Origin of the sequence: Sphingomonas crusticola (assembly GCF_003391115.1) — a bacterium.
GTDB lineage: Bacteria > Pseudomonadota > Alphaproteobacteria > Sphingomonadales > Sphingomonadaceae > Sphingomonas_I > Sphingomonas_I crusticola.
In genome coordinates, this window is sequence record NZ_QTJP01000001.1 from 847,627 (window position 1) to 860,974 (window position 13,348).

The following is a 13,348-nucleotide window of genomic DNA, read 5'->3' on the forward strand; positions in this document are numbered from 1 at the left end:
GCTAGAGCGCCGTCAGAACGGCGTCGCCCATGGCAGTGGTGCTGGTCGTTCCACCGAGGTCGGCGGTGCGCGCGCCGCTCGCCAGGGCCCCCGCCACAGCGGTTTCGATCCGCTGCGCCTCTTTCTCCATGTCGAGCGAGTGGCGCAGCATCATCGCCGCCGACAGAATCGTACCGAGCGGATTGGCCTTGCCTTGCCCGGCAATATCGGGGGCGGAGCCGTGGATTGGTTCGTACAGGCCGAGCTCACCGCGCCAGTCGCGCAAGGCGGCCGACGGCAGCAGCCCGATCGAGCCCACGCACATGCTCGCCTGATCGGACAAAATGTCGCCAAACAGGTTGCCGGTGATGATCACATCGAAATGGGCGGGCGCGCGCACCAGCTGCATCGCGGCATTGTCGACATACATATGCTCGAGCTGCACGTCAGGATAATCGGCGGAAACTTCGATCACGACGTCGCGCCAAAGCTGCGAGGTTTCGAGCACGTTGGCCTTGTCGACCGAACAAAGCTGACCCCGCCGGCGCTTGGCCATCTCGAAGCCCGTGACGGCGATACGGCGCACCTCGTCCTCGTCGTAGCGCATCGTATCATAGCCCTCGCGCCGGCCACCTTCGGTCGTGCGCCGGCCCCGCGGTGTCCCGAAATAAACGTCGCCGGTCAGCTCGCGCACGATCACCATGTCGATACCTTTGGCGATTTCCGGCCGCAGCGTGGAGGCATCTGCCAGCTCGGGAAACATCTTGGCCGGGCGCAGATTGACCCAGAGGCCAAGCTCCTTGCGCAGGCCCAGGATCGCCTGTTCGGGCCGCAGGCGCCGCTCCAGGCCGTCACAGGACGGATCGCCCACCGCACCGAACAGCACCGCGCGGGCGCGCTTAGCGAGATCGAGCGTGGCCGGCGGCAGCGGATGGCCCAGCGCCTTGTAGCCCGCGCCGCCGACGGGAGCCTCCTCGAACGTCAATCTGTCGCCGCACACCGCCGTGAGCACGCGGCGCGCCTCGGCAACGACCTCGGGACCGATCCCGTCCCCGGGCAGCAGCGCGATCAGCATATTGGTCGGTCCCTCTCGTGGATTCGGGCGCTCTTACCCCGCCCGGCTCATCCTGAGGAGAGGCTCATCTCGTCGCCCCAGCGCAGGCTGGGGCCCATGGCTCTCGCCGCGAGGCATCGCGCGTCCTGATAGTTATGGATCCCAGCCTTCGCTGGGATGACGGTGGCAGTTAGCGCGCCCGCCACCACCGTCGCGCGGCAATCGCAAGCCCGCCGAGCGTGCCGACACCGAGCAGTCCCGCGCAAAGGATCGCCGCCCCCACCCACAAGGCGGACATCACCAGCATCAGCATGAAGTCGCCGATCGCCAGGACGCCGCCGACCATCAGCTCATTCCGGCCTGACGAACTCTGATACGATCCGGCCGCCATCGGCGAGCAAGGTCCCGCCCGCATGATCCGAACAGGCCTGCTCCGCTTCCTCCGCGGTGGGGCAAATCTTGAGCGTGCGCCAACCGAACAGGCTGCTCGCCTGCGCCACATACCAGTCGCGATAGCCCCGGCCCGACATGACCGCCTCGATCATGTTCTTCCGCTGCAGGATCACGCGATACTTCTTGGCCATTCCGCGCCTTTCCCTGCGGCTAATTGCCGACTCGTTCAAACACCAATCCGAGCAATTGGCGCTCCATAATATAGCGGCGCAGCGCAGTCTCCAAACTGTCGCGCGTTGCAAATCGGCCGCTTGCAGTCACCGGTTCATTCCGCCGCCAGCAACGTCTCCGCGCCGCCCAGATCGACCGAGACCAGGCGGGAGACGCCGCGCTCGACCATCGTCACGCCGAACAGGCGGTGCATCCGGCTCATCGTCACCGCATTGTGGGTCACGACCAGGTAACGTGTGTCCGTCTCGGCGGTCATCTGCGCGAGCAGATCGCAAAAGCGTTCGATATTGGCATCGTCGAGCGGCGCATCAACCTCGTCGAGCACGCAGATCGGCGCCGGGTTCGTAAGGAAGAGGCCGAAGATCAGCGCGACAGCGGTCAACGCCTGCTCGCCCCCGGAGAGCAAGGTCAGGCTGCCGAGCCTCTTGCCGGGCGGCTGCGCCATGATCTCCAGACCGGCTTCGAGCGGATCCTCGCTGTCGATCAGCGCGAGATGAGCCTCACCTCCGACGAACAGGGTCGAGAACAGCCGCCGGAAGTGCCTGTCGACCGCTTTGAATGCCGCCAACAGCCGCTGGCGCCCCTCGCGGTTGAGGCTACCGATTGAGCCGCGCAGGCGATTGACCGCCTGGTACAGCTCGTCCCGCTCGGCGGCATTGGTTTCACGCGATCCTTCCAGCTCCGCCAATTCGCTTTCGGCGACGAGGTTGACCGGACCAAGCCGCTCACGGTCGGCGACGAGCCGATCGTGGCGTGCCGCCTCATCGGCGGCCGGCGCCAGGCTGGCGCTGTCGAACCCGATCCGCTCCGCCAAAGTCGCGGCCGGACAGTCGAAGCGCTCGCCCGAAAGCTGCGAAAGTTCGGCGCGGCGGCTCTCCTGATGTTCTGCCCGCGCCTGGGCTCCCGCCCGGGATTCGCGCGCCTCCGCCAGCGTCTCGCCGACCGCAGCCACCACCTGCTCTATGCGACGCAGTTCGCTTTCCCGCTCGCTTTCGGTTTCGCGCGCGGCGCGGGCATTTGCCTCCGCCAGATCCGCATCGCGGGCAAGCGCCGCCAGCGCAGCATCCAGTTCCGCCGGACGATCGGCGAGGCTGGCGCGTTCGGCGGCTACCGCTTCCTCGCGCTTGGTCATTTCGGCGATCCGCCGCGCCGCGTCGCCAGCACGTGACTTCCAGCCTTTGGCTTCGGCGCGGGCAGCCTGGAGCCGCCGACCGTCATGCTCGATCGATTGAGCGAGTGCGAGCGCCCTGCCCCGCGCCTCCGCCAGCCGCGCACGCGCCGCATCCGCGACGGCGCCAAGGCGGTCGACTTCGGCGCGTGTCTCCGCGCCATCGGGTAGCGCCGCGCGCGCCACCGCGGCGGCTTCCTCGGCGGCGACCGAGTCCGTCTGTTCCTGGTCGGCACTTGCGCGCCGCTGGTCAAGTGCGCTTGCGGCTGCGGCCCGGCGCTCGATCGCGGCGCCGGCGAGATCCTCTTCCCGGCGGGCGTTGCGCAAGGCCTGCTCTGCCGACTGGATCTCGGCGCGAGCTCGGTCGATCGCAGTGCGCGCTTTCTGCTGCGCCTGCCCGGCGGCATCGAGCGCGGCCCTTGCCGCGTTCACTGCCGTGCGCGCTGCCGGAAGCTGCGTCGTCAGTTCGGCATGACGATTGGCACGGATCAACCGCTCGGCCGCCGCCGCGCCGACGTCTCGCGCGTAGAAACCGTCCCACCGCCGCAATTGCCCGTCCCGGGTGACGAGCCGCTGACCAACCGCGAGCGCCTGGCCATCGTCACGCTCCACCACGCCGATCTGCGCCAGCCGCCGGGCAAGCTGCTCGCCACCCTCCACCTGGGGACCCAGCGGCGCCGTGCCCGGGGGCAGCGCAGGATCGCCCGGCACGGCAGCCGCGCCTGCCCAGCCGCGCGCGCCGTCGCTGCTGAGCGGTGCGTCGAGATCGTCGCCTAGCGCTGCCGCCAGCGCGCGCTCATAGCCAGGCGCGACCCGCAACGCGGCGAGCGCGCGATCCCCTTTCGCCTGGGCCAAGGCGGTTGCGAGCGCGCGCTCTTCACTCTCCAGCCCCGCGAGAATCGCCCGCGCGGCGGAGTTTTCGCTTTCGGCAGTGTCACGTGCCGCAGCGGCTATATCGCGCTTCGCCTCCGCGGCGCTCAATGCGCTGCCGAGCACGCCGAGGCGCGCTTCGGCCTCCTTATGCGCGGCACGCGCCGCATCGAGGGCGGCCGCCAACGGCGCCGCTTCGCCCAGCCCGGCAAACTCACGATCGAGCCGCGCGACCTCCGCATCGGCGCGCGCTCGGCGCTGACGCGCGCCGGCCAGGGCGGTTTCCGCAATACGCATATCGGCCTGTTCGGCGGCAGCGCGCGCCATCGCTTGGGCGGACGCGACATCGGCGTCGCGCGCCGCGCGTTCGGCCTCGACCACGGCTGTATCGAGCGTGGTACGCTGCGCCTCGCCAGCTGCCAGCGAGCGGTTCAGGCCCTGCTCCTCCTCGCCGAGACGTTCGAGCGCGGCCGCGGCATCCACCGCCAGCGTGTCTTCGCGCGCCCGATCCTGCACCAGTGCGTCCGCCTGACGCACGAGATCCTGGATCCGCCGCTCGACCGACACCTTTTCCGCGCGCAGTCCGTCGAGCCGGTGGCGCACCCCGCCCGCGGCTTCGCGCGCTGTCTCTGCCGCCACCCGCGCTTCGGCAAGTTTACTGGTCGCCTGCCCGGCGTGAGCGGCGGCCGCGCGTTGCGCCTCCGCCGCTGCCGCCACCGCTTGTTCAGCGGCGATCGCCTCGGCCCGCGCGGCTTCGGCTGCCGCCGCCGCTTCGCGCCAGCGCGCGAACAGGCTGCGCGCCTCCGCCAGCCGGATCTCGGCCGACAGCGTCCGGTAGCGCTCGGCGGCCCTGGCCTGGCGACGGAGCGCACCCATGCGCGCCTCCATCTCGCCCAGCAATTCGTCGAGCCGCTGCAGATTGGCCTCGGTGGCACGCAGTTTGAGTTCGGCCTCGCGCCGCCGCACGTGGAGACCGGATATGCCCGCGGCTTCCTCCAGCATCTGGCGCCGCTCGGTTGGCTTGGCCGCGATGACCGCCGCGATCCGCCCCTGACTGACCAGCGCGGGCGAATGTGCGCCGGTGGCGGCATCCGCGAACAGCAGCGCCACGTCGCGCTGGCGGACGTCGCGGCCGTTGATGCGATAGGCCGAACCCGCGCCGCGCTCGATCCGGCGCACCACCTCATGCTCTTCGCCATCCTGATCGGTGAGCAGCGAGACTTCGGCGAAGTCCCGTGACGGGCGGCTGGCGGTGCCGGCGAAGATCACGTCCTCCATGCCGCCGCCGCGCAGCGACTTGGCGCTGCCCTCACCCATCACCCAGCGTATCGCTTCCAGCAGGTTGGACTTGCCGCAGCCATTGGGGCCGACGACGCCGGTTAGGCCAGGTTCGATCAGCAGCTCAGCCGGCTCGACGAAGCTCTTGAAGCCCGTCAGCCGAAGTTTCCTGATCCGCATCGCCCCCCGGCCCGCCGAACGTTATGCCATCAGCCGACGGCCTGGGCCAGCAACGGCTCTAGCTGCTCCCACTCACCGACATTCTGCTTTTCGCCATTGATGAAGAAGGTCGGCGTACTGTTGACGCCATCTTCCTGATATTTGGTTTGCCAAGCGGTGATCTGGTCGATCGCCTTCGTGTCGGCCAAGCAGGCTTCGGCCTGCGCACGCGGCATGCCGCGGGCTCCGAAGAACCCATAGAGTCCGCCAATCTCGGCCTGGGCCTTGAAGTTATCGACCGGTGCCAGACCCGCAATGCGCTGCAATTCAGCCGGCGGCGCCGCGACGAACTTCTGCACGATCGCATCCTGGTTCGCGTAGAGCTGTTCGGACAATGTGAAGAAAGGTTCGGCCCCGCGGCAATTCATCAGCATGGTCAGCGGCATGTCCTGACCGTGGATGGTGAAGGAGCGGAATTCCCAGCTGACGCGACCGCTGCTGATATATTTCGCCTTGAGCGGCTCCACGCCGGTCTTGGCGAACAGCTGGCAGTGCGGGCAGGTGAACGACGCATATTCGACCAGCTTCACCGGTGCATTGGGGTTGCCCATCAGATATCCGCCCTCGGGCGTCGCAGTGACGACATCGGTCCACTGCTTGCCCGCCGGCGGCGGCACTGCGGCGACCGGCGTCGCCGGCGCGGTTACGCCGCCTGGGGTGTCGGCTGACTTCTTGGAGCAACCCGCAAGTGCGAGCGCCATCAACGCGGCCAAAGCGAGCGAGTTCTTCATCGGCGTGTGGTCTTTCGTACGGGGGTTCGAGTTTTGAGTGCCGCGGCAAGCGCGCGATCGAGGTCGACCCATTCGCGAACCTTGAGCTGCATGCGGCCGTTGATCTGAAATGCGGGAGTGCCGGGAAAGCCGGGCGAATTCCATGCCGCGCCCGCCATCGCGGTCAGCAGCGCCTGCTCATCCTTGTTGGTGAGGCAGGCGTTCATCTTCGCGGGTGCCATGCCAAATACGCGATCGAACCCTGCCCCGCCCGCGCTCTTGAGCAGAATTTGGTTGGGCGGCAAACCGCCGGCTTGCTCGACCTGTGACCAAGCCTGCGCCCGCGCGAACCACGTATCTTGTTGGGCGAACACCCGCGGCAAGGTCGTGAAAAACGCCTGCGGGCCATCGCAGCGGGCGAGCAATGATCCGGCGAGATCGAACGAATCGCGCACCGCATGGCGCACTTCGTAGCTGACCAGCCCGGTACCGATATACTTCGCCGTCAATGGCTTGATCGCTTCGCCCTCGAAATGGGCGCAATGCGGGCAAGTCAACGACAGAAACTCGACTAGCTTGATCCGGGCGGCGGGGTTGCCCTGAACGAACGCGCCCGATGGCAGACGTTGCGCGACTTTGGACCAATCGCGGGCGGGCGCGGCGGCAAGCTGGGCAGGCAGCACCACCAGCGACAAAGCGATCAGGAATCGACGAACCATGCTCAATCGTTGCTTCCTTTGTTCACGCGGACGCCGACCAGCGGTGGTCCATTGGATGCGGCCATCGCACCGGCCAGTGCCGACAGGCAGGCATGCAATTCCGGATCGGTGATGTTCCGAAGCGAATCGCCAAGTTCAGCGGGCACCGGCCGCAGCGGAGGCGGCGCGACCCGCGGCTTTGGTACCGCCATCGTGCCTTGGCGGATGACGATGCGGGCTACCGCCACATAACCGAAGAACAGGTTGACCCGCTCCATGATCGCGGGCGCGATATGCTGCATCATCGGCGCATGGGCACCCGCGACGGTTAGCGTCAGCGTGCCGTCGGATTTCTTGCCGTGCGGGAAGCGGATAGATTCGGGCGCCGACACCTCTGCGTAGCGAAGCCCGACAATCTCGGGCCAACGACTCACGACCGAGGACTGGACGAAGCCGAACCGCTTGAAGGCGGCCGCGCCCACGTCGGGCAGCAGATCGGCAACAGCGCGCTGACCGCGCCGCCTCGGCTCTTCCAGCGGCTTGCCTCCCCGACTCTTTCGTTCCGTCATGATCCAGCCCATGCCATAGCGCCGCCATGCTCGTCGATAGCGGTTCGGATACCGCCACCACCCTGCTTGCCTGGTATGACCGTCACGCCCGCCGGTTGCCGTGGCGTGCGACCGGCGGCGTTGCCGCCGATCCCTATCGCGTGTGGCTGTCGGAGGTTATGCTCCAGCAGACTACGGTTGCGGCGGTTAAGTCCTATTTTGCGAAATTCACCCAGGCATGGCCGACGGTCGACGCCCTCGCCGCCGCCGAGGAGGCGGAGGTGATGAGCGCCTGGGCCGGGCTTGGTTATTATGCCCGCGCCCGCAACCTCATCGCCTGCGCGCGGGCGGTGTCTGCGCGCGGTGGCCGCTTTCCGGACACCGAAAGCGCGTTGCGCGCCCTGCCTGGCATCGGCCGCTATACTGCTGCCGCCGTCGCAGCGATCGCGTTCGACCGTCGGGCCGTAGTGGTCGATGCCAATGTCGAGCGGGTGGTGGCGCGGCTGTTCGCGATCGAGCAACCTTTGCCCGCCGCCCGGCCCGCCATCGACCGCCTCACCGATACTATCACCCCCGCACTGCGCGCCGGGGACTTCGCACAGGCGATGATGGACCTCGGCGCGACGATCTGTACGCCGCGCGCACCGGCTTGCGCGATCTGCCCCTTGTCGGATCGGTGTGCGGCGCGGGCGACCGGAGCGCCGGCGGTCTATCCACGTAAGGCGCCGAAGGCGGCGAAGCCCGTGTGGAGCGGAACGATGTTTTGGCTGGAATCCGACGGCGCGGTGCTGCTGGTCCGCCGCCCCGCTTCCGGCCTGCTTGGCGGCATGCGAGCGCTCCCGACCGGGCCGTGGGGTGACGATGATCCCGGCCTGATGGGCGCTCCGGTTGAAGCGGCCTGGCAGGAGGTTGCGACCGGCCGGCATGTCTTCACCCACTTCGCGTTGGATTACCGCGTGATGGCGGTGCGTTCCACCGCACGCTCCAACACGGGCGAATGGTGGCCGATCGCGGCGATCGACGATGCCGGGCTGCCGACCGTGTTCGCGCGTGCCGCCAGGCTGGCGATGGGCGAGGCTGCATGAGCCTGTATGTCGGCTTTACCGGCTCGCGGCTGGACCGGATCGAGCCGGTCCGCCACGACGGGCAGGCGCTCGCCCGTCTGGCGGCAGATCCGGCCGCGCTCATGCTGGAACTCGCGGACTATGTACCGCAGATCGCGGACTGTGCGCTGCGGTGGCAGCCTTTGGTGCCCCTGCCCTTGGACGAGTTGCTGCTGCTGGGCCTGATCGACAATATTCCCCGCTTCGCGCGCATCGATCCCGCTGCAACCGCCGCGCGCCGCACGCCGGAATTGATGACGCTGCTCGACGGACTTTCCGCCGGCGAGGCCGGGACCTACGCCGCCGCGCGCAGCGTGCTCGACTGGCATGCCCGCCATCGCTTCTGTGCCAATTGCGGCGCGATCAGCGCGCCGCATCATGCCGGCTGGGCGCGGCGCTGCCCGCAATGCGGCACCGAACATTATCCGCGCACCGATCCGGTCGCGATCATGCTCGCGGAACATGATGATGGGCGGGAAAAGCGGGTGCTGGTCGGCCGCCAGCCGAGCTTCGCGCCCGGCCGCTATTCTGCCTTGGCCGGCTTCATCGAAGTCGGCGAATCGATCGAGGAAGCGGTGGCGCGCGAATTGCACGAGGAGGCCGGCGTGGTCGCAACCAGCGTACGCTATATCGCCAGTCAGCCCTGGCCGTTCCCGTCGCAGCTGATGGTCGCCTGCATCGCCACCGTCGCCGACGACATCGTCACGCTCGACATGGCCGAGCTGGAGGATGCCAAGTGGGTCACACGCGCTGAGGTTTCAGCGGCACTCGCGGGCGATCCGGACGCGCCGTTCGACGCTCCGCCCCGCTACGCCATTGCCAATACGTTGTTCCATGCTTGGCTACACGAAGCTCCGACCGCTTAGTTAGCCGACGAACGCACGCTCGATCACATAGTCACCTGGATGCGCGTTGGAGCCTTCGGTGAAGCCGAGGCTTTCGAGCAATTCGGCGGTTTCCTTGATCATCGCCATGCTGCCGCACAGCATCACCCGGTCATGCTCCGGATCGAACCGCGGCGGATTGGCCGCACCGTCCTTGAACAGGCGTCCGTCCTTGATCAACACGTCGATGCGGTCGCGCGTGTGGAAATCCTCGCGCGTCACGGTCGGCACATAGGACAATTGGTTCGCAGCCGCCTCGTCCACCAGCGGATCCTCCGCCAGCTTGCCCTCCAGCACGTCATGATAAGCCAGGTCGCTGAGGCGGCGCACGGAGTGGACCACAACGATCTGGTTGAACAGATCATAGACGTCCGGATCGCGGATGATCGACATCCACGGCGCGAGCCCGGTGCCGGTGCCGAGCAGGAACAGCCGGCGGCCGGGCTTGAGTGCGTCGGTGACGAGCGTGCCGGTCGGCTTGCGGCCGAGATAAATTTCGTCGCCTTCCCGGATCTGCTGCAGCTTCGACGTCAGCGGGCCGTCCGGCACCTTGATCGACAGGAACTCCAGTTCCTCGGCATACGCCGGCGACGCCACCGAATAAGCGCGCAGCAATGGCTTGCCGTTATCGCCCTGCAGCCCGATCATCACGAATTCGCCCGAGCGAAAGCGGAAGCTCGTCGGGCGTGTGATGGTGAAGCTGAACAGATGCTCGTTCCAATGCGTCACGCTCAGCACTTTCTCCACCGAAAGGCTGGCCGACGGCTCGAGCGGGGCGGAAACGGCAACGGTCACGGGAACAGCCTTTTGAACATGACGGGAAGCGGGCGACTTAGGCAGCGCCCGGTGCCTGTGCAACCTTGGCCTGTCGCGCGCCAGCTAGAATAGCTTGCCTTGCGCATAGCCTCCACGCTCCATCTCTTTCCGATTGAGCGCTATCGGATTCGCGACTAGCGCGCCTGCCACAATGTCTCGCGGGACATAAGTGCGGGGCGCTGGAGGGGACCAGGACATGGCTAAGCATATCCTCACCGCGCTGGCGGCGCTTGCCGGCGCGACCTCGGCCTGGGCGCAAGCCGTCCTTCCTGCGCAAGCCAGTTCCCCGGGCGAAGAGGTCGTTATCACGGCCGATCGCCGCGGAGGCCAGCCGACGGACGTGCCGATTGCCGTGACCGCGATCGGCGCTAGGCGGCTCGCGGAAAGCGGTACGACGGATATCCGGCAGCTCAACCAGCTGACCCCTTCCCTGCTCGTCTCCTCGACCTCATCGGAAGCGGGGGGCGGCGGGGCGCGCATTCGCGGCATCGGTACGGTCGGCGACAATGCCGGGCTCGAAAGCTCCGTCGCGACTTTCGTCGACGGCGTCTATCGCAGCCGCGTCGGCGTCGCCTTTACTGAGCTCGGCCCGCTGGAGCAGGTTGAGGTACTGCGCGGCCCCCAGGGCACCTTGTTTGGGCGCAACGCGTCTGCCGGCCTGATCAATATCGTTACCGCCAACCCCAAATTCGTGCAGTCGGAATATGGCGAAGCCAGCATCGGCAACTATGCCTATCGCCGCTTGGCCGCTGGCATCACCGGGCCGGCATCGTCCACACTCGCCTATCGCCTCGACGGCGTATGGCAGAAGCGCCGCGGCTTCATCGAGGAGGTGATTTCCGGCCGCCATCTGCAGAATCGGGATCGCTGGCTGGCGCGCGGCAAGCTGCTCTACCAACCTACCGACAGCTTTTCGCTCTTGGTGTCCGCCGACTATTCCAGGCGCAACGAGGAATGCTGCGTCGGACCCTATCTACCCGCCGCCGATGTCACCAGCTCCACGCCCGGCAAACCCGGCGGCCAGCCGGTCTATGGACCCTCGTCGATCGAGGCACTCCTGGGGCGCACGGTGTCGGCGGTGTCTGGCGCTGGGGCGGGCCGCGTTCTGGACGATACATTCGCGCGCAAGGTGGCTCTCACGCCTGGCCGCAGCTTCCGACAGAATGTTACCGACGGCGGCGTCTCTGCCGAGCTTAAGGCCGACATCGGAGCCGCCCATCTGACGTCGATAACCGCCTATCGCGGCAACAAATTCGTCAAGGGTCAGGACGCCGATTTCGGCAATCTCGACCTGCTCGTACGGGCGAGTGACGGCAGCGGTTACACCCGCTTCCGCACCTTCACCCAGGAAGTGCGACTGCAGGGCCAGGCGTTCGGTGATCGGCTCGATTGGCTGGTCGGCGCATATTACGCCAATGAGCGTCTGACCTATGCCGACAACCAGAGTTATGGGCAGGATTTCGAAACGTTCGCCGCCGCCCGCATCGGCGCGGCCGGTGGGAGTTTCGCGGCCTTTCCCTCGTTCGGCCTCGCCAACCTCACCGGCTTTGCCAGGGCGTTCGTCAGCGGGCAGCTGGCGGGAATGCCGGGCGTACCGGCGGCGGCACGCGGTCAGGTGGTGGATACGATCGCCAGCCAGGTCCAGAATGTTGCGCTCAACGGCACCGGCGAACTGGATCGTTACAGCCAGCACGACCGCAACCTCGCTGTGTTTACCCACAACATTGTCCGGCTGACCGACAGCCTCTCCCTGACGCTCGGCGCGCGTTACACTGACGATCGCAAGCAGCTCGATGCCGCCCTGACGTCCAATAGCGGCTGCGGGGTCTATGCAGCCAACATCTCCCGCCTGCGCGCTCTCGCGGCAGCTGCAACCGCCAATCCGAGCGGTAATGGCGGGCTCAACCCCGCAATTGGCAGCCTCGCCGGCACACTCGCCAACTCGGCGCTGGCCTCGTTCACCGGCCTCGCCTGCGTAGTGAACAGCGCCAATGGCAGCTTCGCCGCACATCGCCACGAGGGCGAATGGTCCGGCACCGCCGTGTTGAGCTACAAGCCGGCGCCAAACATGCTGGCCTACGCAAGCTTTGCCCGCGGCTACAAGGCGGGCGGGTTCAATCTCGACCGCGCCGCTCTGTTCAATTCCGCGACCCTCGCCCGCAACGATTTCAGCTCGCTAGGTTTCAAGCCGGAACGGGTCGACGCTTGGGAGCTGGGCGCCAAATATGGCGGGCGTAGCGTCGAACTGAACGCCGCCTTGTTCTACGAGCAGTTCCGCGATTTCCAGCTCAACACCTTCAACGGGCTCAATTTCTTCGTCAGCAACATTCGCGGCTGCAAGGACGATTTGGGCATGACCGACAGCGACGCGGTCGCCGGCAACTCCGCTTGTGCCAACACGCGCAGCGGCGTGACCTCGCGCGGCGTCGAGATCGAAGCGAGCGCGCACCCCATGCGCGACGTCCGCTTTGATGCGGGTTTCACCTATGCGGACACCCGCTACCGCCACGATCTCGCCGGCTCGCCGGACCCGGCGAACGGTAATAATTCTCTTCAGCCCAATCTTTTCCTGCTGCCCGGCAACCACCTGTCGAACGCGCCCGAATATACATGGACGGGAGCTGCAAGCTGGACCCCCGCGGTGAGCGACGCACTTAGGGCGCTGGCCTATGTCAACGTCCGCCACCAGAGCGCGATCAACACCGGGTCCGACCTGTTCGTGGAAAAAGCGCAGGGCGGCTTCGCGCTGGTCAACGCGCGGCTCGGCCTCAGCGGCGACGATGCGCGCTGGGCGATCGAATTGTGGGCGCAGAATCTGTTCGACCGCAACTACAAGCAGATTGCCTTCAGCGAACCTTTGCAGGGTGGCGGCACCGTGGCGCAGGTGACCGCATTCGGCGCGTCCTCGACCCAGCTCTATGGTGCCTTCCTCGGCGAACCCCGTACATGGGGCCTGACCGTGCGCACGAAATTCTAGACCTTGGACTGCTCCGCGAAGAACCGCAGGCGCGTTGAGACAAATAGGCAACGAAACAATGACCCTCTTTTGCCGTGTCAGCGGTGTAGCGCGAGTGCTACCGAGGCCACTCGTTAACCGCCGCCCGAAATTCGCCTGTCGTATGGCTCTCGTCGATGCTGAATCAGGCTTCGGCGCGGAATGGAAGCCTGATAGGTCGTTGCAATGGATCGCTGGCTCATCGTCGCATGCGCGCTGTTTGTGAGCGCTGCTTTGTTGACGATCGCAGCCAGCACCTTGGGGTTTATGGGCCACTATGACGCCAAGCTGTTCGTCGTTGTGGGAGGCGTGCTCTCGCTGCTCCTGGTCTTAGCTACTGACGGCAAACGGCGAAACGGACGATAACCACGAACGCCCGTTACGGATTCAAGGCCACGCCTG

12 protein-coding genes are annotated in these 13,348 nt (G+C 66.8%); 4 read left to right on the forward strand and 8 right to left on the reverse strand.

What is annotated here, in order from left to right; translation table 11 throughout:
• Position 1 precedes the first annotated feature (1 nt).
• The 7 genes from leuB to DX905_RS04110 all read right to left on the reverse strand — a co-directional run bounded on the left by leuB (position 2) and on the right by DX905_RS04110 (position 7,169).
• The gene (leuB, locus tag DX905_RS04085; RefSeq protein WP_116090218.1) at positions 2–1,054 is read right to left on the reverse strand and encodes a 3-isopropylmalate dehydrogenase; all 1,053 of its coding nucleotides are present in this window, start codon (positions 1,052–1,054) and stop codon (positions 2–4) included.
• Positions 1,055–1,223: 169 nt separating this feature from the next.
• On the reverse strand, positions 1,224–1,379 hold the full coding sequence (locus DX905_RS15945) for a hypothetical protein (RefSeq protein WP_162875450.1): 156 nt from the start codon (positions 1,377–1,379) through the stop codon (positions 1,224–1,226).
• Between the two features lie 4 nt (positions 1,380–1,383).
• Positions 1,384–1,617: a hypothetical protein gene (locus DX905_RS04090; protein ID WP_116090219.1), complete on the reverse strand. Its 234-nt coding sequence runs from the start codon at positions 1,615–1,617 to the stop codon at positions 1,384–1,386.
• A 134-nt stretch (positions 1,618–1,751) separates the two neighbouring features.
• Positions 1,752–5,153 (reverse strand): chromosome segregation SMC family protein, encoded by a 3,402-nt coding sequence (locus tag DX905_RS04095; RefSeq protein WP_116090220.1) that lies wholly within the window; start codon positions 5,151–5,153, stop codon positions 1,752–1,754.
• A 29-nt stretch (positions 5,154–5,182) separates the two neighbouring features.
• On the reverse strand, positions 5,183–5,923 hold the full coding sequence (locus DX905_RS04100; RefSeq protein WP_162875451.1) for a thioredoxin domain-containing protein: 741 nt from the start codon (positions 5,921–5,923) through the stop codon (positions 5,183–5,185).
• Positions 5,920–6,621: a thioredoxin domain-containing protein gene (locus DX905_RS04105; RefSeq protein WP_116090222.1), complete on the reverse strand. Its 702-nt coding sequence runs from the start codon at positions 6,619–6,621 to the stop codon at positions 5,920–5,922. Before DX905_RS04105 ends, DX905_RS04100 begins: the two co-directional genes overlap by 4 nt.
• 2 nt (positions 6,622–6,623) lie before the next feature.
• Entirely contained in the window at positions 6,624–7,169 is a 546-nt protein-coding gene (locus DX905_RS04110) for a DUF721 domain-containing protein (protein WP_116092313.1), read from the reverse strand.
• 26 nt (positions 7,170–7,195) lie between these two features.
• Between DX905_RS04110 and mutY the strand changes: the two genes are divergently transcribed.
• Entirely contained in the window at positions 7,196–8,233 is a 1,038-nt protein-coding gene (gene mutY / locus DX905_RS04115) for an A/G-specific adenine glycosylase (RefSeq protein ID WP_116090223.1), read from the forward strand.
• A complete protein-coding gene (gene nudC, locus DX905_RS04120; protein WP_116090224.1) occupies positions 8,230–9,117 on the forward strand; it encodes an NAD(+) diphosphatase in 888 nt (295 codons plus the stop codon). Before mutY ends, nudC begins: the two co-directional genes overlap by 4 nt.
• On the opposite strand, the gene DX905_RS04125 is transcribed toward nudC, so the two are convergent.
• Positions 9,118–9,930: a ferredoxin--NADP reductase gene (locus tag DX905_RS04125; RefSeq protein ID WP_116090225.1), complete on the reverse strand. Its 813-nt coding sequence runs from the start codon at positions 9,928–9,930 to the stop codon at positions 9,118–9,120. It abuts the gene before it with no gap.
• Positions 9,931–10,147: 217 nt separating this feature from the next.
• On the opposite strand from DX905_RS04125, the gene DX905_RS04130 reads away from it, so the two are divergent.
• Both DX905_RS04130 and DX905_RS04135 read left to right on the forward strand, forming a co-directional pair.
• On the forward strand, positions 10,148–12,928 hold the full coding sequence (locus tag DX905_RS04130) for a TonB-dependent receptor (RefSeq protein WP_116090226.1): 2,781 nt from the start codon (positions 10,148–10,150) through the stop codon (positions 12,926–12,928).
• 204 nt (positions 12,929–13,132) lie between these two features.
• A complete protein-coding gene (locus DX905_RS04135) occupies positions 13,133–13,312 on the forward strand; it encodes a hypothetical protein (RefSeq protein WP_116090227.1) in 180 nt (59 codons plus the stop codon).
• Positions 13,313–13,348: the final 36 nt, after the last annotated feature.